This window comes from Cryobacterium sp. TMT4-10 (genome assembly GCF_004403275.1).
Taxonomy (GTDB): Bacteria; Actinomycetota; Actinomycetes; order Actinomycetales; family Microbacteriaceae; genus Cryobacterium; species Cryobacterium shii.
The window spans coordinates 14,988-39,806 of the sequence record NZ_SOGU01000086.1; the positions used below are offsets into that span (position 1 = coordinate 14,988).

A 24,819-nucleotide genomic window follows, 5' to 3' on the forward strand; every position below is an offset into this window, starting at 1 on the left:
TTTCACACCTGTGTTCTGGATCGTGATATTCTGGTCGCATGGAGAACCTCAGAAATGAGAGCACCACGACGCTGGACGCCCTGGCCGCGTTCGACACCCTGACCGGCCCGGCGTTCCGGAACAGCGCCGGCGGTCCTGGCTTCGAGTTCGACGCCGAGGCCTTCTTCGACGTTGAGGAATTCGACGATGCCGGTTTGTACGCAACCGGTCTGCAGGCAGCCGGCCCGGCTGCGGGCGAACTGCGGTTCCTCGACCGCCGGGTCGGCATGCTGGCCGAGTTGGTCGGGGCGGCCGCGGCCGCCGATCGACTGCTGGCATCCGTGTCCGCGGCGCGGGCCGAGGCGGTGGAGCGCGTGCGGTCCTGGTGTTTCGAGACCGAGGCGAACGCGGAGCGTGAGCGGACCCGGCGCGCTCTGGTCGCGCGGGCGGTCGAGCACGGTGTGACCGCTGACGACGCTGACGACGCTGACGACGAGGTCGGCCGCCCGCATTCAGCGGTCTCGGCGGGTGTGCTGGGGTCAAGGTGGGATGCGCTCGAGATCGCCCATCGCACGGCGATCGCCGAGTTGGCCTGCGCGCTCCACGTGTCGCAGGCGGCCGCGTCGAATCTTCTCGCAAAGAGCGAGGCCCTCTCGGGGGCGTTCATGGCGACCCGGGACGCTCTGTCGGCCGGCCGGATCAGTTACGCGCATGCCCGGGTGCTGATCGAGCAGGCCAATTCACTGCCCGAGGAGGCCGGGGCGAGTTTCGAGGCCGAGGTGCTTCCGGTCGCGGAGCGGGTGACGGTGGCTCAGTTCGACCGGGTGGCCCGAAGGGTGCGGGAACGGACGCATCCGGAGTCGATCACGGTGCGCCGGCGAAAGTGCGAGGCCGACCGGGTTCTGGTGCTCGAGCCCGCGCAGGACGGCATGGGCTGGCTGCACAGTTATCAGCCGATGCCGGTGGCTCAGGCCATATTCACCCGGGTGAGCGACATGGCGGCGAGCCTGCAGGGGCTGGACGAGGAGCGCACCCTGGCGCAGTTGCGGGCGGATGTGTTCGCGGACCTGATGGTCGACGGGGTGACGCCGGCGGGCCTCGGCCGGGGTGTGCGGGCCACGGTGAACGTGACCGTGCCGGTTCTGACTCTGCTGGGCAAGAGTGAGGAACCGGGGCTGCTGGAGGGGTACGGTCCGATCGATCCGGAGACGGCCCGGTTGCTGGCGGCGGGGGCGCCGAGTTTCACGCGGATCCTGGTTCATCCGGAGACGGGGGTGATGCTCTCGGTGGGCCGGGATCAGTACCGGGTCCCGAAAGACCTGCGGCGGCTGATCGAGATCCGGGACGGGACCTGCCGGTTCCCGGGCTGCACCCGGCCGGCGGTGCGGGCCCAGGTGGATCACGGTCACGAGTGGCAGCACACCGGGGAGACCCGTTACGACAATCTGGCGTGCCTGTGTGCTCCGGATCATCGGTTGAAGACGCAGACGAACTGGACGGTGACCCAGCAAGCCGGGGGAGTGCTGGACTGGACGGCGCCGAGCGGTTTGAACTACCGGTCGGATCCGGCGGTCCCGTTCGAACCTGTGGAGCCCGCTGCGGACGTCGACCCACCGCCCTTCTGAGCAGGCGTTCTAGAAGAGAATCGCTGCGATCGTCCGGGCCACGACCACCAGGATCGTCGCCGAAGCCAGAGCCAGGGACGTGATCACCAGCCCACGCCCGCGGGCGCCCGCTGGAATCACCTGGAATGCCTGCATCGCGAACGACAGACCCAGCCCGGCGGCGATGGCGGCCGGGAACGGGAGCAGGACGGCGAGCACGACGCTGGCCGCAGACAGCCAGAATCCGGGCCTGCGACCGGGGGTCTTCGACCAGTCGAGGTGCGGTGCTCCGAGATTGAGGAGGTTGTTGCCCTCCATTTTGGCGCGCGGGTCGTCCACTGTGTTGCTCCTTCACGAGTCCTGGCTGTCAGTCTCACACGGACAAAGCCACGCAGCGGATCCAGGGTCGCTCGGATTCTCATTCCGCCAGTACCCCCTGGGGGTATAGTTGAACCATGTTCACAACCCAGCAGAATACCCAGCAGAACGACGCGACGACCACCGCTCTCCATGTCTCGGGCATGACCTGCTCGCACTGCGTCGCCGCCGTGACCGCAGAACTGTCGAAGCTCGGCGGCGCCGAGAGCGTGGACGTGGACCTCGTGGCGGGTGGCGTCTCCCTGGTCACCGTCGCCAGCACAGGTCCGCTCGATCCCGCCGCCGTCGCCGCCGCCATCGATGAGGCAGGCTACGAGCTCGTCTCAGAATCCGTCTGAGCTGACGCCGTGAGCACTGTCCCCGTGAGTCCGACACCGGCCGGTCCGATCCCTGCCGGTCCGATCCCCGCTGGTCCACGTCCAGCCGGTTCGAGCCCGGCGCGCGGTGAACAGGTCGACCTCCTTGTCGGGGGCATGACCTGCGCGTCCTGCGCGGCCCGGATCGAGAAGAAGCTGAACCGCATGCCCGGCGTCGAGGCGTCGGTCAACTACGCCACCGAGAAGGCCAGCCTCTTCGTACCGGAAGGCACCACGGTCGACCAGGCCATCGCCGTGATCGAGGAGACCGGGTACACCGCCGCCCGACCGCGGCCGCCGCAGGCAGAGCAGCCCGACGCTCCCGGAGCCCCCACCGCGCAGGACCTCGAGGTGGCCGCCCTGCGCCGGCGGCTGATCCTGTCCAGTGTCCTGGCCGCGCCGGTCGTGCTGATGTCGATGATCCCGGTGCTGCAGTTCACGAACTGGCAGTGGCTGGCCCTCACCCTTGCGGCTCCGGTCGCGGTCTGGGGAGCCTGGCCGTTCCACCGCGCAGCGTGGGCCAACCTGCGCCACGGCGCGGCGACGATGGACACCCTGATCAGCATCGGCGTGCTCGCCGCGCTCGGCTGGTCCCTGTACGCCCTGTTCTTCGGCATGGCCGGCATGCCCGGCATGACCATGACCTTCAGCTTCACCGCGAGCCCGGGTGGGGGAGCGGACGAGATCTACCTCGAGGTCGCCTCCGCCGTCACCGTGTTCATCCTGGCCGGGCGCTACTTCGAGGCTCGGGCAAAGAAACAGTCCGGCGCGGCACTCACGGCCCTGCTCGAACTCGGGGCGAAGGAGACGACCCTCCTGCGGGACGGCCACGAGATCACCGTGCCGACCTCGTCCCTGGTCGTCGGCGACCTGTTCGTGGTGCGTCCGGGCGAGAAGATCGCCACGGACGGCACCGTCGTCGACGGCAACTCGGCGATCGACGCCAGCATGCTCACCGGCGAGTCCGTGCCGGTCGAGGTGGGCCCCGGCGACGCCGTCGTCGGCGCCACCCTGAACTCGGGCGGCCGCCTGGTCGTGCGGGCCACCCGCATCGGCGCGGACACCCAGCTCGCCCAGCTGGGCCGCTTGGTCGAGCAGGCCCAGACCGGCAAGGCCGAGGTGCAGCGCCTCGCCGACCGGGTCTCGGCCATCTTCGTGCCGATCGTGATCGCGCTGTCCCTGGCCACCCTGGTCGCGTGGCTCCTGCTCGGCGCGGGCACCGTGGTGGCGTTCACCGCGGCCGTGGCGACCCTGATCATCGCGTGCCCGTGCGCGCTCGGACTGGCCACCCCGACCGCCCTGCTGGTGGGCACCGGGCGCGGTGCCCAGCTGGGCATCCTGATCAAGGGGCCGCAGATCCTCGAATCGACCCGCCGGGTCGACACCATCGTGCTGGACAAGACGGGCACGGTCACGACCGGCCGGATGACGCTCGTCGCGGCCGTGCCCGTGGCTGGCGTCGACGAGAAGGAACTGCTCACGCTCGCCGGAGCAGCGGAGACCGGGTCAGAGCATCCGATCGCCCAGGCCATCGTGTCCGGTGCTCGCGACCGGGTCGGAGCGCTGCCGGCCCCCGAATCGTTCGCCTCGACCGACGGGCTCGGCGTGCAGGCGCTGATCGAGGGACGGGTCGTGCTGGTCGGGCGGCCGCGCTGGCTGACCGAGCAGTGGGCCATCACCCTCCCCTCCGAGCTCCGCGCCGCGCTCGCCGTCGTCGAGGGCCAGGGCCGCACCGCGGTCGCCGTGGCCTGGGACGGCAAGGCGCGTGGGATCGTGGCCGTGTCCGACGTAGTCAAGAACACCAGTGCCGCCGCGATCGCGGAGTTCCGGCGTCTCGGCCTCCGACCCGTGCTGCTCACCGGCGACAACGAGACCGTCGCGGCCTCCGTTGCCGCCGAGGTCGGCATCACGGACGTCCGCGCCGGTGTGCTCCCGGCCGAGAAAGCAGAGATCATCCGGGCCCTGCAGGGTGAGGGACGCGTCGTCGCGATGGTGGGCGACGGCGTCAACGACGCGGTGGCCCTGGCCACCGCCGACCTTGGCATCGCGATGGGAACCGGAACCGATGTCGCCATCGAGGCCAGCGACCTGACCCTGGTCAGGAGCGACCTGATCGCGGCGGCCGACGCCATCCGGCTGTCCCGGCGCACCCTCGCCACGATCAAGGCCAACCTGTTCTGGGCGTTCGCCTACAACGTGGCCGCGATCCCGCTGGCCATGCTGGGGCTGCTGAATCCCCTGATCGCGGGCGGCGCCATGGCCCTGTCGTCGGTCTTCGTGGTGAGCAACAGCCTGCGCCTGCGCGGGTTCCGCGGTCTCACGCCGGGCGCGTAGCAGCGCCCGGCGTGCCGACCGGCGGGCCGGTGCGACTACGGTTGAGGAGGCCCGAGAAAGGAACCTCCACCATGAGCGAAATCGCGGGCGAACTGGCGCGGGTGCGCGAAGCATTCGACAAACCCACCCTGCGCCTGCTGGACCGCAAGTGGGCGCCGTTCGTGCTTGCCGTCTTCAAATCCTCCTTCAGCCGGGACCGGCGCAGCGTGCAGGCCGACCTGCTGCACACCCAGGTCGACGCCTACCTGGCCGACCTGCGCTCGGTCGGCAGCGACGTCCCCGGCCGAAACGGCCGTGCCCTCTGCGTGCAGTGGATGAACGACCAGTGGCTCTACCGTGAGACCGGCGAGGGCGACGAGGAACACTACTCCCTCACCTCGCACGCGCTCGAAGCGCTGCTCCTGGTCGACAGCCTGTCGCGGGATCGAGCCCTGATCAGCGAGTCCCGCCTGACCACGATCGTCGACACCGTGCGCCACCGCGCCACGCAGGCCAACCCCGACCGGGACGAACGCATCCGCCGGCTCGACCAGGAGATCGCCGAGAGGACGAGCGAACGGGACCGCCTCGCCGCCGGCGGGGAGATCGCGGCCGTGTCGAACGAGCAGATGTTCGAGGGGTACGCGAACCTGATCGACCTGATCAACCAGCTGCCCAGCGACTTCAAGCGGGTTGAGGAGTCGGTCGCCGCCATGCACCGGCAGATCGTGAACGACTTCCGCGGCGAGGAGCGCCCGATCAGCGAGGTGCTCGACGAGTACCTGTCCAAGACGGATGCCCTGATGTCCTCGACCCCGGAGGGTCGCGCCTTCGAGGGGGCCTTCACCCTGCTGCGCAACGATGAGCTGCTCCTGGAACTGAAGACCGACCTCGAGACGATCCTGCTGCACCCCTTCGCCCTCTCGCTCACGAAGAACGACCGGATCGGCTTCATGGGAACCGTGCGACTGATCCGCAAGGGGATCGATGACGTCCTGACCCAGCGCAACGGGCTGACGACCACCCTGCGGGAACACATCGTCAACCACGACGTGGTCAAGGACCGCGAACTGGAACGCCTGCTGCGGGAGATCAACAAGGAGCTCGCCACCTGGATGCAGTCCGCCGGGCCCCGGTCCACGGTGACCGCCGAACTCATGCCGGGCACGCTCGACGTCGAGCACCTCAGGGAACGGTTCTACGACCCCGGCGCGCACCTGCCGCCGCCGGCCCTGGTCGACGTCTCCGAGGATGCCCCGCCGCCGCCGAGCCTGGACGACATGCGCAAGCAGGGCGGCCCGCTGCTGGGGGAGCTGCGCGACGCCATCGTGACGGCCTTCAGCACCGGGGACGCGGCATCCGTCGGCGACGCTTTCAACGACCTGGACCCGAACCTGCGTCGCCCGGTCGAAATCCTGGGGATGCTGCAGATCGCCACCCAGATCGACGCGGTCAGCCGCGCCGTGACCCTCGAACGGTTCGAGACGGTGCGGCCCGACGGCTCCAGCCGCAGCTTCGACGTGCCGCGCATCATTTTGAACGAGGACGAAACCGCGGCGCTGTCCGCCCTGAACTATGGATCTGACAATGACGACTGAGCTGACCGACGACACTGACCTTGCCCCGGAGGAGGAGGCGCGCAGCTTCTCGCTGTTCGAGGGCGACGAGGGTGGGCTCACCGTCGAGCAGCGCCGCACGCTGGTGCTGCTGATGAAGCACCGCTACATCTCCGCGGCCCTGCAGCCGGCGGAATGGCAGACGCTGCTGGCGTCTCGGAAGCTGCTCAAGTCGCGTCTGAACGACGTCTTCCTCGACCTGCACGTGGACCTGCACTACGAGGTGGCCTTCAAACGGCAGGCCGTGTCCGAGGGCGGCGACCGTTTCCCGACCCTCCTGCACGACGTGTCGTACACGCGGGAGGAAACGATCCTGCTGGTGCTGCTGCGCCAGCGGTTCCGCAGCGAGCGCGCCAACGGCCACGAGATCGTGATCGTGGATCGGGACAACCTGGTCGAGAATGTCGCCCATTTCCGCCCCGAGCACGCCACCGACCGCTCGGGCGACGCCCGCAAGGCCGCGGCCGCGGTGGACAGCCTCGCGAAGGCTCGGGTGCTGCTGAAGACCAGCGACCCTGACCGGTTCCGCATCTCGGCCGTGATCGAGGTGCTGCTGCCGGTGGAGCGGCTGAACGAATTGCTCGAATGGCTGGTGGCGCAGAACGCCCTGGACGCCGAATTCGATCCGTCGGCCGACTCCACCGACCTGACCGAGACCCTGCCCGAGATCCTGACCGACGCCCGGGTGGAGGCCACCTCATGACCGATTCCCCGCTGTTCTACGCCGACGGCCTCACCGAGGGCACCACCCAGTGGCGCGCCGACTCGTTCCAGATGGTCAACTGGGGCGGATTCCAGGGCCACCACGAGATCACCTTCGCCCCCACCGCCACGCTCGTCTCCGGCGCGTCCGGCACCGGCAAGAGCAGCCTGCTCGACGCGTATCTGGCACTGATGATGCCCTCCGACACCCCCTTCAACGGCGCCTCGAACGACGCCGGCTCCGGGCGCGCCCGCAGCGTCGACCAGCGCAACCTGATGACCTACCTGAAGGGCAAGACCGACTCCAACCGGGAGGCGGGCACGGGGGAGATGCAGGACCAGGTGCTTCGCGGCGCCAACGAGTCCACCTGGGGGGCCGTGTCGATGACGTTCATCGACGACAACCACCGCCGTTTCACCGTGCTGCGGGCCTATTTCGTTCCCCGCGGAGCGAGCAGATTCGCCGATATCACGATGAAGATGGCCACCACGGACGGCTATCTCGACCTGCGCGACCTGGCCGGCGTGACCGAGTCGCGGTTCGACAAGCGGGCGCTGAAGACCCGGTTCCCGGAGATGGATGTCTTCGACACCTATGCGGCGTTCGCCCAGACCCTCTACACCCGGCTGGGCATCGGCGCCAACGGCGAGGGCGGCAAGGCCCTCCGCCTGCTTGCGCGCATCCAGGCCGGGCAGCAGGTCAAAACGGTCGACGGGCTCTACAAGTCCATGGTCCTGGAAGAACCGGCCACCTTCGCCGCAGCCGACAAGGCCGTCGACCACTTCGAAGACCTGGAACGGTCCTACGGGGCCATGGTCACGGAGGCGCAGAAGGCCAGGGTGCTGGAGCGGCTGCCCGACCTGCACAGCGACTACGAGACGGCGAACGGCCAGGCCGACCTGATCGACGTCTTCGGGGTGCACCGCTCCGGGGACACGCCCTTCGTGCTCTGGCAGCTCCAGACCGAGCAGGTCCTGCTCGAAGCCGCCGCCGACGCCAACCGGGCGGAGCGCCGCGACAACCAGGAGCAGGCGACCCGGGCACGGGATGCCGAGACCGAGTTGAAGGGCCGGGTCGCCAAGATCCAGGACCAGCAGCGAGCCAACGGCGGCGACGTGCTGCTGCGCCTGCAGAACGACCTCGCCCGGCTGTCCGACAAACGCGACGACGTGGCCGGCGACCGGGCGAAGTTCGACGAGCGCATCCGGCTCCTGAACGTGGCCATTCCCTCGCACGACGAATTCGTCGAAGCCCAGGGCATCGCCGACCTCTTCCTCGCCCAGTTCGCCACGACCGAGGCGAGCCTCGAGGCCAAACGGGTGCTGCTCCAGCGGGAGGCCTACCCGGTGGAAAGCCAGATCCGCACCCTGAAGCAGGAACACGGATTCCTGAGCGGGCGGGCGAGCCTGGTTCCCCAGCATCTGCACAACGCCCGCCTGATGATCGCGGAGGCCGCGGGGATCCCGGTCGAAGACCTGCCGTTCGTGGCCGAACTCGTCGACATCGCCCCCGGCGAGGACGAGTGGCGCCAGGCCGCCGAGGTGACCCTGTCCTCCGTCGTGCGCGTCATGCTCGTTGACGAGACTCGCCTGGCCTCCCTGAGTCGGGCCATCGACCCGCTGAGCATCCCGGTGCGGATCCACTTCGAAGGGGTGGCGCTCCGGCCGCACCAGGACATCGCCGGCGACGACCGTTACGTCTCCGGCAAGCTCGTGTTCAAGGACTCGCCGTTCAGCGGCTGGGTGCAGGACCGGGTGCAGTCCGAGAACCTCGACGCGCTGTGTGTCGAGACCCCGGCCGGCCTGTTCGGCGACGGCCCCCGGGTCACCCCGAGCGGGCAAACCCGCAACGGCAAGCGGGGCGCCCACGGCTGGAACAGCGACCAGAAGTCCATCATCGGCTTCTCCAGCCGGGCTCGCCTGCACGACATCGACGAGGATCTGCTGCGGCTGAGCGCGAACGCCGATTCCCTTGCGCGCGAGGCATCCGTTGTGGCCAACCGCATCGCGGACCTGCGCGGCAGGAAGGGCGCCCACCAGTACATCATCGACAGCGTGTGGCCGGCCATCGACGTGCCGGGCGCGGAGGCCCGCATCCAGGACAAGGAGGCCGAACGTGAACGCGTCCTGGCCGACAGCGACGTTCTGCGTGCCCTCAAAGACGAGGAGCAGAGGCTGTCGGTCGAGCTGGAGAGCGCCCAGAAGGATAAGCACGCCGCCGACCGTGACGGCCAGGGCCTCGTGGCCGAACAGGGGCGCCTCGTGGACCGGCAGGACGCGGTCAGCAACCGGCTGGACCGGATCGAACGTGAGCAGTCCGTGTCCCTGTCGGAGGAGCATGCCGCCCACCTCGACGCCCAGTTCGCCATGGTCGGTGACCGGAGCGACCTCGCCGCATTCGACGGCGGCGTCCGGCGTCTCCGCGACCGGCTGACCGAACAGTCCAGCCAGGATCGCGACAGCGCCACGAGCGCCCGCACCACCCTGGTCGGCATCTTCGAGACCTTCCAGAGTCGTTGGCCGGACCCGAACATCGGCGTCTCGCTGGACTCGTACACGAGCTACCGCGACATCCTCGACGCCGTCTACACGCTGGGCCTGCACGAGCGGCGCCAGGAGTGGAAGCGGCGCCTGTCCCTGTGGAGCGGCCAGGACCTCGTTCCGCTGGCGGGGGCGTTCAACACCTCCATCGAGGAGATCGAGGACCGGCTCCGTCCGATCAACGAGATCCTCACGACGCTGCCCTTCGGCGCCGGGCGCGACCGGCTGAAGATCGCCCTGCGCCGCCTGCACCGAGATGACGCGACCGCGTTCCGGAAGGAGCTCAAGGTCCTCTCCTCCGGCGCGACGGAAGAGTTCACCGACGATCAGACCGAGAGCCGCTTCAAGCGGCTGCAGGCCTTCATGCACCTGATCCGCCGGTCCGATGCGGGTTCCAGGGCCGCCGCCCAGCGCGACCTACTGCTCGATGTGCGCAAGCACGTGGAGATCACCGCGGTCCGGATCACGCCCGACGGCACCGAAGTCAGCACCTACTCGTCCCTCGGCGGCAAGAGCGGCGGGGAATCCCAGGAGCTCGTGGCCTTCGTCGTCGGGGCGGCGCTGCGGTTCCAGCTGGGCGACGAGAGCCGCACCCGGCCGCGTTTCGCTCCGGTCTTCCTCGACGAGGGGTTCGTCAAATCGGACTCGGAGTTCGCGGGCCGGGCCGTGGCCGCCTGGAAGGGGCTGGGCTTCCAGCTCATCATCGGTTCCCCGCTCGACAAGGTCACCGCCCTCGAGCCGCACATGGAGCTGGTGCTGTCGATGACCAAGAACAACAGCACGGGATATTCGTACGTCACCCCGCTGTCTTCGCCGGTGCTGTCCTCGCCGGTGGCCTAAGCCAGGCTCACCGTGCGAAACCCGATGTTCGCGGCGGCCGAGTCGGGGGTGTTGGAGGCCCGGGCGGAGTTGCGATAACGGTTGCAGTAGGAGTCGTGGCACAGGAAGGAGCCGCCGCGCATGATGCGTTGGCGGCCGGCGGCTGGGCCGGTCGGGTTCTTGCCGGGGGAGTGCGCGTAGAAGTTGGCGTCCCACCAGTCGGAGCACCACTCCCACACGTTTCCGACGCTCTGCCAGACGTCGTACGGGTTCGGCTCGAATTCCCGCACCGGCGCGGTGGTCAGCCAGCCGTCCGCTCGGGTGTTGACCGCGGGGAACTCGCCCTGCCAGGTGTTGCACCGGTACCGGTCGCCTTACTCGTCGCCCCAGGGGTACAGGCGCCCCTCGAGGCCGCCGCGGGAGGCGCACTCCCATTCGGCCTCGGTCGGCAGCCGCGCCCGGCCCAGGATATCCTCCAGCTCCGCCGCGAGGGCGAGGTGGAAGACGGCCGAGTAGCCGAACACCTCCGACTCGGTGCGGAAGCCGGTGTCGGCGACGAAGGCCGCGAAGGCCGAGTCGGTCACGGAGGTGGCGTCCAGCTCGAAACCGTCGACCCGGACGGGGTGCACCGGCCACTCCCCGTCCCCGGGGTTGCCGACGCCGCTCGAGTCGCCCATCAGGAAGACCTGGCCGGGAACGGATACCTGGCCGATCGGGTGTCTGAGCGGGGTGGTGGTCATCACGTCTCCATCTGCATTCGGGCGCTGCCGCGTTTTCGCGGCCAGTATCGCACGACTAGAATTTTGGGGAGTCATGCACCAGAAAGTGAGTGCCGCCCTGCCTCCCATCAAGCGAATCGTCGAAGAAGGCCTGCTGATCGCGCTTTCCGCCGTGGGCATGGCCGTGAAGAACGACATCATCGTCGGCGCGCTCCGCGACAACCTCGACTACGACCCGGCGGTCTACGCGGCCGCCGCCCGCAAAGAGCTGACCCTGGTCGCTCATCAGAACGAGGAATACGGGCTGCGCGTCGGCCATCTCCGGAAGACACTCACCAAGGCCCGGTGGTCGGCCGACATCACCGCCGACCAGCGACACGACATCAGCCAGCTGGCCCTCCGGCGGCGCGTGCACAAGAAGCTCGCCCTCGCCCTGATGCACGTGGCCGAGGACGACGAGCAGGTCGCCCGCATCGTCGAACGCGCCCAGCATGTGGCCAGCGACGAGATCAGCGCCGCCCTCTCTGCCCGCCTGATCCGGCTCGCCATCGACTCGCGGGATCCCGACTACGAACGGGAGCGCGCCGAACGCACCGAGATGTTCGTGCAGATCGACCTCGCGGTGCTGGCGCTGAACCACGGCGTGGCGACCGGCGCCGCCGAGAGCGACTACTAGCGTCGTTCGTGCGCGTCCGGGTAGATGCTGCGCGTCTCGGATCGGCGATTGTGGCTCGGCAGCCAATCGATGAGGTAGATCCTGGGCAGGATCTTCGCGACGGCCAGCACCGCATACATCACGGTATTGATCGCCACAGACGTGGCCAGGACGGCGAAGAAGTCGGTCTGCAGGAAGGTCTCGGGCAGGAGAATCCCGGTCGGAGCCCTGAGGTCAGCGTGCATGAGATCTTCTTCCCGGTGTCGTCGCAGTGAGACCGTCGCCGTTTCCCCAGCGTGCCTGACGGCCGAACGTGATGTCGAGGATGCCCTTGACGTACACGGCATCGAGGAACATATCAAAGAGGAGTTCCGGGAACAGGGTTGCGGCCAGGAGGCGCCCCCGCCACCCTTCCCGCCACACGGAAACGACGCGTTCAACGATGAAGAGCGAGCCCACCCCCAGCCAGAAGGGGAACACCACCATCGCGTCCACGGACAGCGCCGTCAGCAGCAGGAGGAACATGAACGAGGACAGCGCGATGACGCTGTAGCCGATGCCCAACTGTTGGGCCCAGTAGCGGAACGTGGGCGGCGTCAAGGTGTTGGCCCCGAGGTTTTCCAGGGCCCCGCGCTGCCACCGCAGTCGTTGCGCCCACAGGGTGCGCAAGTCGGGCATCAGTTCGGTGACGACCGTGCACCGGGCGGGAGAAATGATCAGCGCGCCGAGTGATCTGAGTGCGATCGTGAGCTCGTTGTCCTCCGTGAGCGCGGCCGTGTCGTAGACGTCCTCCAGTTTTCCAGGGATCGTGACGCTCCGATTCTCCGCCACCGCCCGCAGCGCGGCCGGGCGGAACAGGGACGCGGTGCCGGTGAGCACGAAGACGTGGCCGCGTCGATGCCGGATCTGGCGTGAGTAGCGAATGTATTCGTTGCGCTGGAGCTGGCCGAGCAGCCCGAAACCCTCTTCCCCGTAGAAGAGGCCCCCGATGGCCATGAGGGCTCGGTCATCGGTGAGGCGGTCGACCGCGGCGGCCAGAAATCCGTCATCGAGCCTGGTGTCGGCGTCCAGCACCATGATGACGTCGTTGTCGCGTTGCAGGGGAAGCAGCTGTTTCAGGATCTGGTTCAGCGCGCCGGCCTTCTTCTCGGTGTTTCCCACCGATTCGAAAACCTCGACCTCGTGAGCCCGGGCGATGGCGACCGTCGAATCGGTGCAATTGTCGGCAACGACGATCACCCGATCGGGCTGGTGCGACTGAGCGAGAAGTGCGGAGAGCGTCGCCGGCAACAACGCTTCTTCATTGTGCGCGGGGATGAGTACCGTCACGGTCACCGGGCCGGCGAACTGCCCCGGGTCGACGCCATGAGGAGTTTGGGTGCGAGCGGAGTGATCCGACGATTCGTTGAGCGATGTGACTTTCTCGCCGTCAGCCGCTCCAGCAGGCCGATTCCCGCCGCGAACAGGAGCGCCAGGGCAATGGCGGCGGTCAGGACGCGACCGGTCGGCGCCTCCAGGTCGTAGAACAGGCCCCAGATCCCGCGGAGGGAATGGGTGGTCGGGGGCGGGCCTTCCGACGGATCGGTCGAAGCGACCGCGAACCAGAGCAGGAGCGCGGCGCCGCCGGCGATCACGGCAACGGCAAGACCGACGACGCGGCTGAACAGATTGGCCCCCATATGGCCACCCTATCGGAGGATTCCTTGGGTCAGATTCCTCGGGGCAACGGCCTCAGCCCCGTCGGCTCGCCCGCCAGGCGCGCCAGGCGCCGGTGCACCACAGGGCCCAGAGCACCAGCAGCGGCTGGAACGCCAGCCGGATGCCGCGGCCGAGGTCGGAATCCAGACCGAAGGAATCCGTGCCGGTCACGAACTGGGAGATGTTGCCGGGGAAGATCGCCACGAAGAACGCGGCCACGATCCAACCGACCTGCGCCCGTCGCCTGGCCAGCGTCAGCAGCGCGATGCCGAGAACGATCTCGACGATCCCGGACGCGACCACGACGAAGTCCCCATCCGTGGGAACCCACTGGGGTACCTGGGCCAGGAACGCCGTTCTGTTCCAGGTCAGGTGGCTGATCCCGGCGAGCAGGAGGAACGCGCCGAGGATGAGCCGGGCGGTCGTGCGGGGGAGGGAAGCCGGGGCCGTCACGGCGGCTGCGGGCCGGGCGCTCACGCGCCGACCGCGGCCGCGATATCCGCGTCGGTGCGGGCGTTGAACACGCCCCACATGATGTGGGTCGGACCGCTGCCGTCGCTGCCCGGTGCGGCGGCCCGGCTGGTCCAGCGATGTCGGATCGCGGCTGCACCCAGAACGGTGAGGGAGGGGGCGATACGGGTCTTACGGAGCGTGCCGGCCATCACGCTTCCGTCGGGAGCGAGCCGCCAGCCACGGTCGTGGGCGAGGACCTGACCGACCTCCTCGTCTGTGAGCCAACGGGAAAAGCTGCGACCGGGCGGGTCGATGGCGGTGAGCTTCATGCTCGCAACTGTACTTCCTGCGTCATCCGTGTTGTCCTGCGCAGTGCTGTCCTACGCCATGAGCCCTTCGAGTTCGGCTTCCAGCCGTTCCACGTCCGCTCGGCGGCATAGCTCCGTGGCCGGCGTCATCGCCGTCGCGCTGCCGGCCGCGACGCCGGCCCGGAAGGCTGCCTCGACCGGGTGGCCCTGCGCGATGCGCAGCACGAAGGCGCCCAGGAAGCTGTCGCCCGCGCCGACCGTGCTCTGCACCTGCACGCGGGGCACCGGCAACCGCATGACGCCCGCGGCCGATGCCAGCACGGCCCCTGCCCCGCCGAGTGTCAGGGCCACGAGTTCCGCGGCCCCTCGGCCGACCAAGGTGGAGGCCACGTCGACCTGGCTCTCCTCGCTCTCGAGCGTGGCACCGGCATACTCGCCCAGCTCCCGCCGGCTCGGCTTGACCAGGTACACCCCTTCGGCGAGGGCTTCGGCGAGAGCGTCCCCGGACGCATCCACGATGCACCGGGCATCCCGCTGGTGCGCCAGGCGGGCAACCCGGGCGTAGAAATCGTCCGGCACGCCGGGAGGCAGGCTGCCGCTGGCGACCACGAAACCGTTCACCGGAATCGCCGCCTCGACGAGTGCCAGACAGGCGCGCCACTCGGCTTCGCCGAGTTCGGGGCCCTCCAGCACGAAACGGAACTGCTTGCCCGTGGTGGTCTCATCGACGGTGAAGTCTTCCCGGGTGCTGCCGGAGATCGGCACGACCAGGGTCGGAATGTGCTCGGCCTCGATCAGGCGGCGATACGCTTCCCCGGTGGGTCCGCCCGCGGTGTACACAGCCAGGGCCTGACCGCCCAGCCGTTGCACCACCCGGGCGACGTTCATCCCTCCGCCGCCCGGGTCCAGGCGCGAAGCGCCGCAGCGCAGCTTGTGTTCGCTGACCACCCGCTCGGTCGAGGTGCTCACGTCGAGGGCCGGGTTCACGGTGAGGGTCAGAATCGGTCGCGTCGACATCCCGGTTGTCTGTGTCTTCCTTGAGGCTTCCATGAAGCCAGCGTAAGATTCCGCGCGATCACCATGCCGCGCTATCCGGCTCCCTGGGGTGACAGCTTCGGCATGTGCACGGACAAATTCGGGGTGAGCTGGCTCGTCAATATCTCGCCGGCGCAGCACTAGCACCCGGATATCGGCGGGCCTACAGTCACGGGAGGCGCGCTGAGGAGGTGGAGTGGTCATGGCCGGAACGAAGGGCAGCACGGTCACACGGCCTTCCAGCGGTCGTGCGGCGACCGTGACCGTATGGGTTCTGGCTGCCCTGGCCCTGGCCGTCGCTGGCGCGGGCTTCGCCACCGCCAACCACATCGACAGCGTCACGAGGGCCGTGTTCTCGACCGAGCTCCAGGAGTTGCGCGGCGACCTGAGCGGGTCGGGCGTGGTGGCGGCCGAACTGAGCGCCCGGACCGACGGCGTCGCCGCCGCGATGGCGGCGGCTGTGCGTGCGGCCGAGGAACACATGTCCGCGCGCAACGAGCTGGTGGAAGGCTTCAATCGCGGCATCGACCAGTACAACTCCTCCGGCGCGGTCGACATCGTGCAGAGCGAGCTGCCGCCGCTGATCGACCGGTACCGGGGATCGGTCGCCGACCTGCACGACTGGCAGGAGCAACTGGCTGCGGCCGTCGATGCGCTCCACGGTGCGGTGCCATGAGTGACGGTGCCTGGCCGAACGGTGCCTGGAACAGCGGCAGCCCGGATGCCCCGGGGCCGGCCGAGTACGTCACCGTGCCGCTTCCGCCCACCCGGGGACCGGCCTTCTGGGTGGGGCTGGGCGTGCTGGTGATCGGCCTCGTCCTGGGCGTGGCCTCCGTGCCGTTCGTCAACTCCAGTGTGCAGCGCAGTCAAGCCCTGGGACGCTACGCCGAAGCCAGTACCAAGGCGGGTTTCGCTGCCACGCTGGGGGACGAGACCGTGGTCACCGCTCAGGAGCTGGCCGGTTTGACCCAACTGGATGCGGCGAGCGCACCCGCGATGAGGCAGTTCCTGCTGAGCGGGGACAGTTTCAGGTTCAACCTCTCCAACGAGGACGTGAACGGCCGGCGAAGTGCCGAGGAGGACGCGTACCGGCAGCTGGCGTCGTCGGCGGATCGTCTGGCCGACGTGCTGGCCGTCGACGGCGCGATCAAGGAGACCCTCAACGCGGCAGTTGCGGAAGGCGATACCCCTGGGGGTATACTGGGGTTTCCGCTAGATCAATGAAGGAGTGACCATGTGCAGTCCCATCCGTTGCAACCGTTGCAATAAAATCACCTGGACCGGCTGCGGTGAGCACGTCGACAGTGTCATGGCCGGCGTTCCCGCCGAGCAGCGTTGCACCTGTAACTAGTCCTGCCCCGCGCCAGCAAAGCGCGCGAGAGACTGACCGCCACCACTGGCGGCCAGTCTCTTCTGCGTGCGGCGCGGGTTGACAACCCGGGCGAATCTTATACCCCCGGGGGTATAAGGTGGAGTCATGAAAACCTTTTTCGCAGCCCTGGCCCTGGCGTCCGTCGCCCTGTTCGGCCTGACCGCTTGTTCCGCCGCCGCTCCTGCGGCTCCGCCCGTGGCCCTGGCCGCCGACGCCGTCGTGATCGACGTGCGCACCCCGGGGGAGTTCTCCGCCGGACACCTCGAGGGCGCGGTCAACATCGACGTCCAGTCTCCTGACTTCGACAGCCGGATGGCCCCCCTCCCGACCGACGGTGACTACCTCGTCTACTGCCAGTCCGGTAACCGCTCCTCCGCAGCCGCGGCCCGCCTGGCCGAGCTGGGCTACACCTCGGTCACGGACGGCGGCGGCATCTCCGCCGCGGCCTCGTCGACCGGCCTCGCGGTCGTGACCACGCCGTAGCAGCGACACCGCACCACGACCAAGCCGCACAGGGTGCCCACCGAAGTGGGCACCCTGTGCGGCTTTTCGCGTGCGATACCTAGCCGCCGAAGGCGACGAGGTGGCGCTCGGAACCCGCGAGCAGGTGCTCGTAGACAGCGAGCACGTCCGGGGCGGTGACGCCGTCCTGCGCGGCCGTGAGATCGGCGATGTCGGTCTTCTCGACCGTGCGTGCGGCCTCGAGCGCGGCATCCTGGCTGGCCGAACCATCGGCGAGCAGGGTGTCGTAGAGCTTCTGGGTGCTGTCGGTGGTGAACGTGCCGGCCTCGATCCCGTCGGTCGGGTCGGTCACGGCGTAGCGCTCGAGGAGCGTACGGACGGCGTCCAGGTGCTTGACCTCCGCCTTCGCGACCCTGCTGAATTCAGGGGTGTCGTACAGATCGGCGAAGGCGACGTACAGGTCGTGCGCCAGCTTCTCCTCCTCGGCCATGGCCGCGATCGCGGTCTTCTCCTCGTCGGTCATGGTGCCGCTGGCCACGTCGGCGATGCCGGCGCCCATTCCGGCGCCGCGATTCCCGGTGCCCTTCTCGGCGCCATTTCCGGCGCCCATGCCGGTGCCGGCGCCGTTGCCGTCGCCCATTCCGACGTGGTTCTCCTGGCCGTTCTTCATCATCTCCGAGTGGGCGTGCGGCTGGCTGGTGCTGGTTCCCGATCCGGCTCCCGGCCCCTGCCCGTCACCGTTTCGCGCATCACTGTTCTGGGCGATCGCGGGGACGGTCCCGGCGGCGATGAGGGCGGTGGCCACAGCGCCGGTGGCGATATAGGTGGCAATGATTCTCTTGCGCATGGTGTGCTCCTTTGACTGAGTTTGTTGTTGCTGTGATCAATCTCCCGCAGGGGCGTGCAGAGACTCTGGCAGGCGTGTGGAGACGGTGTGGAGATCCCGGCCGGCATCCGGCGCTCGGGGGCGGCCGGGAGTTATGGTGAGGTATGCCCACGGTGCTGGTCGTTGAGGACGAACGCGACATACGAGACGTGCTGCGCCGCTACCTGGAGCGGGCCGGATTCTCCGTGCTCACGACCGCGTCCGGGGCGGAGGCGCTGCGGTTGCTCTCCACGGCCGACCTGGTTGTGCTGGACCTCGGTCTTCCGGACATCGACGGGACCGACGTGCTCCGGGAGGTGCATGCCCTGGGCAATCTGCCCGTCATCGTGCTGACCGCACGCAGCACCACCGAGGATCGCATCCGCGGGCTCGAGCTGGGCGCGGACGATTACGTGACGAAGCCCTTCAGCCCCCATGAGGTGGTGTTGCGGGTGCAGGCCGTCCTTCACCGCTACAGCGGAGTGACCGCGGAGGCCGGCCCGGTCACCTACGGCAACCGGAGGCTGCGGATCGATGAGGGCTCACACCGGGCCTGGTTGGATGACACCCTGCTCGACCTGACCCCCACCGAGTGGGGTCTCCTCGCGGCCGTGGTTGCCGCCCCGGGCCGGGTCTACTCGCGCTATGAACTGGTGAACAGGGTTCGCGGCTACGAGTACGCCGGCTACGAGCGCACGATCGACTCGCATATCAAGAACCTCCGGCGCAAACTCGGGGTCGACGGGGCAGATGTCGTGGAGACCGTGCTCGGCGTCGGCTACCGCCTCGGGTTCGCCCAGGATCCGCAGTGAGCGCCGTGGGATCCGGGCCGCGTGTAGGCCTGGGATCGCTCGGCCGCCGGCTTCTGCTCGCCTTCGTCCTGGTCGCCGTCTCGTCGGTGCTCGTTCTCACCGCGGCCGCCCTGATCGGGGTCGACCGCGGCGAACAGGTCGCCCAGGCGGCCGAGCATCAACAGGTCGCGCAGTCGGCCGCTGCCGCCGCCGCCGACGCGTATCAGCAGGCCGGCGGCTGGGAAACGGCCGATCTGAGCCGTGCACTGGCCGTCGGCGAGGCCGCCTCCGGCCGCCTGGCCGTGCTCGATCAGGACGGAGCGACGCTGCAGAGCGCCACACACGGCTCCGGCGGGAACCCCGGCGGGCCCGGCCAGGGCAACGGGTCCGGGTCAGGTTCGGGCATGGGCCAGGTCGTCGTCACGGCGCCGATCGTGGTCGACGGCACCCGGGTCGGCACGATCCGGGTGGCCTTCGGGGGTTCCGCGGGCACCCGGGTGCTCGACGTGGCCTGGGCGTGGATCGCCGTGGCGGCCGGCGTCGCACTGGTCATGGCCATCGGTACGAGCTGGCTGGTCACCCGCCGGCTCGTGCGACCGATCCGCGGAATGACGGATGCCGCACGGTCGTTCACCGCCGGCGACCGCCAGGCGCGCGTGACCGGGACGGCGCCGGGGGAGCTGGGCGAGCTGTCCGTCGCGTTCAACGGGATGGCCGACGCGGTCGTGCGCTCCGACCGGGACCGGCGCAATCTGACGGCCGATGTGGCCCACGAGCTGCGCACTCCGCTGGCAGCGCTGCAGGCCGGACTGGAGGAACTCCGTGACGGTCTGGTGCAGCCGACCCCGGAGGGCCTGGCCGGTCTGCATGACCAGTCCCTCCGGCTGGGCCGGGTGGTGGCCGACCTCGCCGAGCTGTCCGCGGTCGAGACGGCGGGCCTGTCCCTGCACCTGGCCCCGGTCGACCTCGCCCGGTTGGTGCGGGAGGAGGCTTCGCTGCGCGAGCCGCAGTTGCGGGCGGTGGGACTGGGCGTGATCCTCGACCTGGCGGGGCCGGTATCCGTCCGAGCCGACGCCGACCGGGTGCACCAGGCGGTCGGCAACCTGCTGGCCAACGCGGCCCGGTACTGCCGCCCGGGGGACGAGGTCACCCTCGCGGTCACCGTCGAAGGCGCCGGTGGATCCAGTGGATCCGGTGGGCATGCGGTGCTCACGGTCGCCGACAGCGGCCCGGGAATCCCCGCGGATGAGCTGCCGTTCATCTTCGACCGGCTCTGGCGGGGGCGGGCCGCCGAAGAGGTGGCGGGCTCCGGGATCGGGCTGGCCCTCGTGCGCGAGATCGTCACCAGCCACGGCGGCACCATCGGGGCGACGTCCGCTCCGGGGCGGGGCGCCACGATCACGATCCGGCTGCCACTGAGCCCGGGCCGGTGACCGCTACGATGATGCTGTGAAGCCCTTTCTGCTGCTGGCCACGCGTCCCGAAGATGAGGCTGCCGACGACGAGTACGCCGGTTTTCTCGAGGCCGGGGGACTGGCGCCTGACCAGCTCCGGCGCGTGCGCCTGGAAGCCGGCCCGATGCCGCCGATCGTCCTGTCGGACTACTCCGGCATCATCGTCGGGGGCAGCCCGTTCAACGCGAGCGATCCGCCGGAGACGAAGAGCGCGCTTCAGCGCCGGATCGAAGGCGAACTCGGGGAGCTACTCGACCGGGTCCTGGCCGAGGACTTCCCGTTCCTCGGCGCCTGCTACGGCATCGGCCTGCTCACGAGCCACCTCGAGGGCACGCTCAACGGCGAGGGGGCGGAGGAGGCCGGGCCGACCATGATATCCCTCACCGAGGAGGGTTCGACCGACCAACTGTTCGCCCGGCTGATCCCGACCTTCGAGGCGTTCGTCGGCCACAAGGAGGCGTGCGCGGTCCTGCCGGCCGGCGCCGTGCTGCTCGCGACCGGGCGGGACTGCCCGGTGCAGGCCTTCCGGGTGGGACGCAACGTCTACGCCACCCAGTTCCATCCGGAACTGACCAATGCGGGCATCCTGACCCGCATCCGCATCTACCGCGAGTTCGGCTACTTTGACCCCAACGGGATGGACGAGGTCATCGCGGCGATCGACGCATCCGTCGTCACCGAGCCGGCCACCCTGATGAAGGCCTTCGTCGAACGGTTCGCCACCGAGGACTGATCTCCGCCTGCAGCCGGGCACGTGCGACCCGGCACTTGCGGGTTGGGCGCAGGCCGCCCATGCTGACGGCATGTGGCAGGTCATCATGATTGTGCTGGTCGGCTGGATCCTGGTCGGTCTCTCCGTGGCGCTGGTGATGATCCGGCGGGGCCACGACGTCGTAATCTGGCTCGTACTCGGCGTCGCCGCAGGCCCGTTCGCGATCGCCCTGGCCGGACTGGGGGCCTACCTGGAGCGGCAGATCCCGGTTCTCAAGACGGTGGAAATCACCGATCAGCCTCGCACCGATCAGCTCCTCACCGATCGGATTCGGATGCTGGCCGGCATCGACGGCTCCGACGCCGCCACCCATGCCGTCGTGGCCGCCGCGACCATGTTTGGGGCGCGGCTTAGCTCCGTCACGCTGCTGACGACCCTTGACTACGACACGGCGTTCGGCGCATCCGCCGCCCGGCTGGACCGGATCATCGGAGATGCCCAGGCCGCTGCCGTGCGCACCCTCTCGGCGATGGGCCTGCGTCCGCACAGCGCCCGGGCGAGCGGCGGGGCGGCCGAGCAGATCGCTCTCAGCGCGGCGTCCGGGCACTACGACCTGATCGTCCTGGGCTCGCATCGGCGCCGGCAGTCACCCCTCGGCAGCGTGACGAATCGGGTGGCCGAGAGGTCGCCGATCCCGGGTTTGATCATTCCTCCGGCCCGGCTTGCGGCGGCGACGACGACGGATGCGACGGGGCTTGGCACTCGGGAAAATACCCCGTAGGGTATAAAAATGCGAATCGGATGGAACGCCCTGCGACGCTGGCCCGCTCGGCGTTGGGGCGTGGCCCTGTTGAGCGCGATCGTGACGGTCCTCGTGATCGCGATCCCGACCGACCTGATCGACACGCCCTTTTTCGCCCGCGAGGTCCCCCCGACAATGTGGTCCTGGCCAGTGCTCCTGCTCAGCGCGATCCTGGCCGGCCTCGTCACCGCCACCTACGTCGCCTATCCGGACGGTGCGGAGCCCGGAAAGGCGGAGGGGCGCCTCGGCCTGGCCGGATGGCTGATCACCTTCTTCGCGGTCGGCTGCCCGGTGTGCAACAAGATCGTTCTCCTCGCGCTCGGCACCACCGGCGCCCTGCAGTTCTTCGAACCGGTCCAGCCCTACCTCGCCGCCGCGTCCATCGCGCTGCTCGGCTGGGCGCTCCGGGCGCGCCTCACCCGCGAAAATTCCTGCCGGCTCACCGCCGCAGCACCCGACAAGGAGTCAGCCACAGTATGAGCGTCACCGGAATCACCGGCATCACAAGCATCACGGTCCTGTTCGGAGAACTCCGATCCTGGTCGGTGCCACGCCGGCTGATTGCCGCCGGCGTGGCCGCCGCCGCGCTCGTCGGGCTGACCATCGTGTCGGGTACCCTCTCGGTGATCGATGGCGCGATTGTCTTCCCCGGTGCGTGGTGGGGGTATCTGCTCACCGTGGTCGGCTCGGGGCTGGTCGGCCTGGTCGTCGCCGGCTACGTCGACGCGCCAATCGGCGCGGAGGCCACCATGTGCGATCTGCGCTGGCCCGTGCTCGGCCTGATCGCACTGTCGCTCTCGACCGATCTGCGCACGGCGGTGCCGCTGCTCGAGGGATTCGTGCGCCCCGTGGTGGCGGTCGCGGCCGTGGTGCTGCTGGTGTGGGCCCTGCGCGAAAGGCTGCAGAGCGAGCACGACGCCACCACCGGTGCAGACGGTGAAGTGTGCACGACCTGCCGCCCGCTGTTCCCGCTGGCTCAGGGCCGTTCGGGGCAGTAATCCGGGGCGATGCCGGCCCGTAGAGTTGGACCATGAAACACGAACAGATCGACGGCACTCCGGCGGCGCTGGTGGAGTTGGCACGGCTACTCGGGGTCGACACCTCATTTTGCGGCTGGGACGGCGTGGAACGTCCGATCGAGAGCCGCACCCTCCGGGGCGTGCTGACCGCGCTGGGCGTCGCAGCCGGAACGGGCGTCGAGATCGAGTCGTCCCTGGCCGAGCAGCGCCTGGCGCCGTGGCGCCGGCTGCTGCCGCCGAGCGTCGTCATCCGCGAGGGCAGCGAATTCGAGCTGCCCGTCCACGCGCGCCAGGGCTCCGCCACATCGGTCTGGATCATCGCCGAGGACGGCGCCCGCTTCGAGGTGCCGCAGCACGGCGACGCGGGGGAGACGCGCGACGTCGACGGCCGGCCCGTCAGCCGGCTCGCCTTCACCATTCCGACCGGACTTCCCCTGGGCTGGCACACCCTGCACGCCGACGACGACGGCCGCACCGGGGAGGCCGTGCTCGTCGTCACCCCGGCCCGGCTCCGGACCCCCTGGCTCGCCGCCGGGCGCCGCGACTGGGGCCTGATGGCACAGCTCTACTCGGTGCGCTCCTCCCGCTCCTGGGGGATCGGTGACTTCGCCGACCTGGGCGACCTGGCCGCGATCTCCGGCTCCCAGTACGGTGCCGGCTTCGTTCTGGTCAATCCCCTCCACGCCTCCGAGCCCGCGCCGCCGGTCGAGCCCTCCCCGTACCTGCCGTCCAGCCGGCGATTCTTCCACCCGCTCTACATCCGGGTGGAGGACGTGGCCGAATACGCCTACCTCCCCGCCGAGGCGCGTTCGGTCGTGGAAGCCCTGGCCGCCCGGCAGCATCCGGCCAACCTGAACGTGGACCGGCTCGACCGGGATTCCGCCTACGCCGCCAAACTGACCGCCCTGGAAGCCATCCACGAGGTGCCCCGCAGCCCGGCCCGCGCGCAGCAGTTCGACACGTTCCGCGCCGAGCAGGGGCAGGGACTCTCGGACTTCGCCCTCTGGTGCGCCCTGTCCGAACGCTTCCCCGTCGACGCCGCGGAGTGGAGCATCGAGCCGCGCGGCCCGCAGGGCCCGTTCGCCGCCGCGCACCGGGACGGGCTGGCCGGACGGGTCGAGTTCCACAGCTGGTTGCAGTGGCTCTGCGACCAGCAGTTGGAGACCGCACAGCGGGCCGCGACGGATGCCGGGATGTCCATCGGCATCATGCACGACCTGGCCGTCGGCGTGCAGACCACGGGGTCCGATGCGTGGACCCTGCGTGACGTGCTCGCCCAGGGCATGACCGTTGGCGCGCCGCCGGACATGTTCAACCAGCAGGGCCAGAACTGGTCCCAGCCGCCGTGGCACCCGGGCCGGCTCGCCGAATCGGGCTACGCCGCCTATCGGGACATGCTCCGCAGCATCCTGCGTCACGCGGGCGGCCTGCGGATCGACCACATCCTCGGGCTGTTCCGGCTCTGGTGGATCCCGGCCGGCGGAGGCCCGGGCGAAGGCACCTACGTGCACTACGACCACGAGGCGCTGATCGGCATCCTGGCCCTCGAAGCCCAGCGCGCCGACGCGATCGTGATCGGGGAGGACCTGGGCGTCTTCCAGCCCTGGGTGCGGGACTACCTGGCCGAACGCGGCATCTTCGGCACCTCGATCCTGTGGTTCGAGCGGGACAACGGCGTGCCCGTGCCCCCGGAGCACTACCGCCAGCAGTGCCTGACCAGTGTGAACACCCACGACCTGCCGCCGACGGCCGGCTACCTGGCCGGCGACCACGTCACCCTGCGCGAATCGCTCGGCCTGCTGGGTCGCCCGGTGGCCGAGGAACGGGAATCCGACCGCGCCGAGCAGGCAACCATGTTCGCCGCTGTGCGCGAGCGGGGACTGCTGCCGACGACCGAGGACGGCCCGGCCCTTCCGGTGCAGCAGACGGTGGAGGCGCTGTACGCGTACACCGCGCTGACGCCGTCGTTGCTCCTGGGCGTGGCCCTGGTGGATGCGGTCGGGGAGAGGCGCACGCAGAACCAGCCGGGGACGACGGACGAGTACCCGAACTGGCGGATTCCGCTGGCCGGGCCGGATCTGGACCTCGTGCTGATCGAAGACCTGCCCGCGAACCCGCGGTTCGCAGCCCTGGTCAGGGCGATCACTCCCTGACCCTGCGGCGGCT

25 protein-coding genes and 1 pseudogene are annotated in these 24,819 nt (G+C 69.4%); 17 read left to right on the forward strand and 9 right to left on the reverse strand.

All coding sequences use genetic code 11. The features are described from left to right. Nucleotides 1-38: 38 nt before the first annotated feature. A complete protein-coding gene (locus tag E3T42_RS11715) occupies nt 39-1,604 on the forward strand; it encodes an HNH endonuclease signature motif containing protein (protein ID WP_134403058.1) in 1,566 nt (521 codons plus the stop codon). A gap of 9 nt (nt 1,605-1,613) precedes the next feature. Here E3T42_RS11715 and E3T42_RS11720 read toward each other — a convergent pair whose 3' ends face one another. Further along, the gene (locus E3T42_RS11720; protein WP_134366301.1) at nt 1,614-1,922 is read right to left on the reverse strand and encodes a hypothetical protein; all 309 of its coding nucleotides are present in this window, start codon (nt 1,920-1,922) and stop codon (nt 1,614-1,616) included. A 116-nt stretch (nt 1,923-2,038) separates the two neighbouring features. On the opposite strand from E3T42_RS11720, the gene E3T42_RS11725 reads away from it, so the two are divergent. From E3T42_RS11725 to E3T42_RS11745, 5 genes are all read left to right on the forward strand, one after another. Further along, complete coding sequence (locus tag E3T42_RS11725; protein WP_134366300.1) at nt 2,039-2,299, forward strand: heavy-metal-associated domain-containing protein; 261 nt, start codon at nt 2,039-2,041, stop codon at nt 2,297-2,299. Between the two features lie 135 nt (nt 2,300-2,434). Next, nucleotides 2,435-4,651 carry a cation-translocating P-type ATPase gene (locus E3T42_RS11730; protein ID WP_134366299.1) on the forward strand — a complete coding sequence of 739 codons (2,217 nt, stop codon included), beginning with the start codon at nt 2,435-2,437 and terminating at the stop codon, nt 4,649-4,651. 71 nt (nt 4,652-4,722) lie between these two features. Beyond that, nucleotides 4,723-6,228 (forward strand): DUF3375 domain-containing protein, encoded by a 1,506-nt coding sequence (locus tag E3T42_RS11735; RefSeq protein WP_134366298.1) that lies wholly within the window; start codon nt 4,723-4,725, stop codon nt 6,226-6,228. Beyond that, nucleotides 6,218-6,949: a DUF4194 domain-containing protein gene (locus E3T42_RS11740; RefSeq protein ID WP_166787163.1), complete on the forward strand. Its 732-nt coding sequence runs from the start codon at nt 6,218-6,220 to the stop codon at nt 6,947-6,949. Before E3T42_RS11735 ends, E3T42_RS11740 begins: the two co-directional genes overlap by 11 nt. After that, entirely contained in the window at nt 6,946-10,329 is a 3,384-nt protein-coding gene (locus E3T42_RS11745; protein WP_160141005.1) for an ATP-binding protein, read from the forward strand. Before E3T42_RS11740 ends, E3T42_RS11745 begins: the two co-directional genes overlap by 4 nt. Here the strand turns inward: E3T42_RS11745 and E3T42_RS11750 are convergent. Further along, nucleotides 10,326-11,228 (reverse strand): annotated as a pseudogene (locus E3T42_RS11750) (SUMF1/EgtB/PvdO family nonheme iron enzyme). The gene E3T42_RS11745 and the pseudogene E3T42_RS11750 overlap by 4 nt on opposite strands. Between E3T42_RS11750 and E3T42_RS11755 the strand changes: the two are divergent. Beyond that, nucleotides 11,122-11,703: a hypothetical protein gene (locus E3T42_RS11755; RefSeq protein WP_134366295.1), complete on the forward strand. Its 582-nt coding sequence runs from the start codon at nt 11,122-11,124 to the stop codon at nt 11,701-11,703. The pseudogene E3T42_RS11750 and the gene E3T42_RS11755 overlap by 107 nt on opposite strands. Here the strand turns inward: E3T42_RS11755 and E3T42_RS11760 are convergent. The 6 genes from E3T42_RS11760 to E3T42_RS11780 are packed head-to-tail and all read right to left on the reverse strand — an operon-like array spanning nt 11,700 to nt 15,158. Continuing rightward, a complete protein-coding gene (locus E3T42_RS11760) occupies nt 11,700-11,927 on the reverse strand; it encodes a hypothetical protein (RefSeq protein ID WP_134366294.1) in 228 nt (75 codons plus the stop codon). The two genes, E3T42_RS11755 and E3T42_RS11760, sit on opposite strands and share 4 nt — an antisense overlap. Further along, a complete protein-coding gene (locus E3T42_RS11765; protein ID WP_241976078.1) occupies nt 11,917-13,017 on the reverse strand; it encodes a glycosyltransferase in 1,101 nt (366 codons plus the stop codon). Before E3T42_RS11765 ends, E3T42_RS11760 begins: the two co-directional genes overlap by 11 nt. After that, nucleotides 13,014-13,361 carry a hypothetical protein gene (locus tag E3T42_RS17330; RefSeq protein ID WP_241976079.1) on the reverse strand — a complete coding sequence of 116 codons (348 nt, stop codon included), beginning with the start codon at nt 13,359-13,361 and terminating at the stop codon, nt 13,014-13,016. Before E3T42_RS17330 ends, E3T42_RS11765 begins: the two co-directional genes overlap by 4 nt. Nucleotides 13,362-13,413: 52 nt before the next feature. Further along, complete coding sequence (locus E3T42_RS11770) at nt 13,414-13,857, reverse strand: DoxX family membrane protein (RefSeq protein WP_174235665.1); 444 nt, start codon at nt 13,855-13,857, stop codon at nt 13,414-13,416. Then, the gene (locus E3T42_RS11775; protein ID WP_134366293.1) at nt 13,854-14,162 is read right to left on the reverse strand and encodes a hypothetical protein; all 309 of its coding nucleotides are present in this window, start codon (nt 14,160-14,162) and stop codon (nt 13,854-13,856) included. Before E3T42_RS11775 ends, E3T42_RS11770 begins: the two co-directional genes overlap by 4 nt. Before the next feature lie 51 nt (nt 14,163-14,213). Then, the gene (locus E3T42_RS11780; protein ID WP_241976080.1) at nt 14,214-15,158 is read right to left on the reverse strand and encodes a 1-phosphofructokinase family hexose kinase; all 945 of its coding nucleotides are present in this window, start codon (nt 15,156-15,158) and stop codon (nt 14,214-14,216) included. Nucleotides 15,159-15,378: 220 nt separating this feature from the next. On the opposite strand from E3T42_RS11780, the gene E3T42_RS11790 reads away from it, so the two are divergent. From E3T42_RS11790 to E3T42_RS11800, 3 genes are all read left to right on the forward strand, one after another. Continuing rightward, complete coding sequence (locus E3T42_RS11790; protein ID WP_134366291.1) at nt 15,379-15,852, forward strand: hypothetical protein; 474 nt, start codon at nt 15,379-15,381, stop codon at nt 15,850-15,852. Continuing rightward, nucleotides 15,849-16,400, forward strand: coding sequence for a hypothetical protein (locus tag E3T42_RS11795; protein WP_134366290.1), 552 nt, complete (start codon nt 15,849-15,851; stop codon nt 16,398-16,400). The genes E3T42_RS11790 and E3T42_RS11795 overlap by 4 nt, the downstream gene beginning before the upstream one ends. A gap of 253 nt (nt 16,401-16,653) precedes the next feature. Then, nucleotides 16,654-17,031, forward strand: coding sequence for a rhodanese-like domain-containing protein (locus tag E3T42_RS11800; RefSeq protein ID WP_134366289.1), 378 nt, complete (start codon nt 16,654-16,656; stop codon nt 17,029-17,031). Between the two features lie 79 nt (nt 17,032-17,110). Here E3T42_RS11800 and E3T42_RS11805 read toward each other — a convergent pair whose 3' ends face one another. Continuing rightward, nucleotides 17,111-17,857, reverse strand: a complete 747-nt coding sequence (locus E3T42_RS11805) for a DUF2202 domain-containing protein (RefSeq protein WP_134366288.1) — start codon at nt 17,855-17,857, stop codon at nt 17,111-17,113. 143 nt (nt 17,858-18,000) lie between these two features. Between E3T42_RS11805 and E3T42_RS11810 the strand changes: the two genes are divergently transcribed. The 7 genes from E3T42_RS11810 (at nt 18,001) to malQ (ending at nt 24,806) form a co-directional block, all read left to right on the forward strand. After that, the gene (locus tag E3T42_RS11810) at nt 18,001-18,687 is read left to right on the forward strand and encodes a response regulator transcription factor (RefSeq protein ID WP_134366287.1); all 687 of its coding nucleotides are present in this window, start codon (nt 18,001-18,003) and stop codon (nt 18,685-18,687) included. After that, entirely contained in the window at nt 18,684-20,099 is a 1,416-nt protein-coding gene (locus E3T42_RS11815) for a HAMP domain-containing sensor histidine kinase (protein WP_134366286.1), read from the forward strand. Before E3T42_RS11810 ends, E3T42_RS11815 begins: the two co-directional genes overlap by 4 nt. A 16-nt stretch (nt 20,100-20,115) precedes the next feature. Beyond that, entirely contained in the window at nt 20,116-20,853 is a 738-nt protein-coding gene (locus tag E3T42_RS11820) for a glutamine amidotransferase (RefSeq protein WP_134366285.1), read from the forward strand. A 70-nt stretch (nt 20,854-20,923) separates the two neighbouring features. After that, a complete protein-coding gene (locus E3T42_RS11825; protein ID WP_134366284.1) occupies nt 20,924-21,613 on the forward strand; it encodes a universal stress protein in 690 nt (229 codons plus the stop codon). Between the two features lie 9 nt (nt 21,614-21,622). Beyond that, nucleotides 21,623-22,114 (forward strand): hypothetical protein, encoded by a 492-nt coding sequence (locus E3T42_RS11830; RefSeq protein WP_134366283.1) that lies wholly within the window; start codon nt 21,623-21,625, stop codon nt 22,112-22,114. Continuing rightward, nucleotides 22,111-22,632 carry a hypothetical protein gene (locus E3T42_RS11835; protein WP_134366282.1) on the forward strand — a complete coding sequence of 174 codons (522 nt, stop codon included), beginning with the start codon at nt 22,111-22,113 and terminating at the stop codon, nt 22,630-22,632. The genes E3T42_RS11830 and E3T42_RS11835 overlap by 4 nt, the downstream gene beginning before the upstream one ends. A 32-nt stretch (nt 22,633-22,664) precedes the next feature. Continuing rightward, on the forward strand, nt 22,665-24,806 hold the full coding sequence (malQ, locus tag E3T42_RS11840) for a 4-alpha-glucanotransferase (protein WP_134403060.1): 2,142 nt from the start codon (nt 22,665-22,667) through the stop codon (nt 24,804-24,806). The last annotated feature ends 13 nt before the right edge of the window (nt 24,807-24,819 follow it).

What these genes read in the sequence shown, in the direction of transcription:
- E3T42_RS11715 (WP_134403058.1), top strand. Translation starts at nt 39, where the DNA reads ATGGAGAACCTCAGAAATGAGAGCACCACGACGCTGGACGCCCTGGCC.
- E3T42_RS11725 (WP_134366300.1), top strand. Translation starts at nt 2,039, where the DNA reads ATGTTCACAACCCAGCAGAATACCCAGCAGAACGACGCGACGACCACC.
- E3T42_RS11730 (WP_134366299.1), top strand. Translation starts at nt 2,435, where the DNA reads ATGACCTGCGCGTCCTGCGCGGCCCGGATCGAGAAGAAGCTGAACCGC.
- E3T42_RS11735 (WP_134366298.1), top strand. Translation starts at nt 4,723, where the DNA reads ATGAGCGAAATCGCGGGCGAACTGGCGCGGGTGCGCGAAGCATTCGAC.
- E3T42_RS11740 (WP_166787163.1), top strand. Translation starts at nt 6,218, where the DNA reads ATGACGACTGAGCTGACCGACGACACTGACCTTGCCCCGGAGGAGGAG.
- E3T42_RS11745 (WP_160141005.1), top strand. Translation starts at nt 6,946, where the DNA reads ATGACCGATTCCCCGCTGTTCTACGCCGACGGCCTCACCGAGGGCACC.
- E3T42_RS11755 (WP_134366295.1), top strand. Translation starts at nt 11,122, where the DNA reads ATGCACCAGAAAGTGAGTGCCGCCCTGCCTCCCATCAAGCGAATCGTC.
- E3T42_RS11760 (WP_134366294.1), bottom strand. Translation starts at nt 11,927, where the DNA reads ATGCACGCTGACCTCAGGGCTCCGACCGGGATTCTCCTGCCCGAGACC.
- E3T42_RS17330 (WP_241976079.1), bottom strand. Translation starts at nt 13,361, where the DNA reads ATGGGGGCCAATCTGTTCAGCCGCGTCGTCGGTCTTGCCGTTGCCGTG.
- E3T42_RS11775 (WP_134366293.1), bottom strand. Translation starts at nt 14,162, where the DNA reads ATGAAGCTCACCGCCATCGACCCGCCCGGTCGCAGCTTTTCCCGTTGG.
- E3T42_RS11780 (WP_241976080.1), bottom strand. Translation starts at nt 15,158, where the DNA reads ATGTCGACGCGACCGATTCTGACCCTCACCGTGAACCCGGCCCTCGAC.
- E3T42_RS11790 (WP_134366291.1), top strand. Translation starts at nt 15,379, where the DNA reads ATGGCCGGAACGAAGGGCAGCACGGTCACACGGCCTTCCAGCGGTCGT.
- E3T42_RS11795 (WP_134366290.1), top strand. Translation starts at nt 15,849, where the DNA reads ATGAGTGACGGTGCCTGGCCGAACGGTGCCTGGAACAGCGGCAGCCCG.
- E3T42_RS11800 (WP_134366289.1), top strand. Translation starts at nt 16,654, where the DNA reads ATGAAAACCTTTTTCGCAGCCCTGGCCCTGGCGTCCGTCGCCCTGTTC.
- E3T42_RS11805 (WP_134366288.1), bottom strand. Translation starts at nt 17,857, where the DNA reads ATGCGCAAGAGAATCATTGCCACCTATATCGCCACCGGCGCTGTGGCC.
- E3T42_RS11810 (WP_134366287.1), top strand. Translation starts at nt 18,001, where the DNA reads ATGCCCACGGTGCTGGTCGTTGAGGACGAACGCGACATACGAGACGTG.
- E3T42_RS11825 (WP_134366284.1), top strand. Translation starts at nt 20,924, where the DNA reads ATGTGGCAGGTCATCATGATTGTGCTGGTCGGCTGGATCCTGGTCGGT.
- E3T42_RS11830 (WP_134366283.1), top strand. Translation starts at nt 21,623, where the DNA reads ATGCGAATCGGATGGAACGCCCTGCGACGCTGGCCCGCTCGGCGTTGG.
- E3T42_RS11835 (WP_134366282.1), top strand. Translation starts at nt 22,111, where the DNA reads ATGAGCGTCACCGGAATCACCGGCATCACAAGCATCACGGTCCTGTTC.
- malQ (WP_134403060.1), top strand. Translation starts at nt 22,665, where the DNA reads ATGAAACACGAACAGATCGACGGCACTCCGGCGGCGCTGGTGGAGTTG.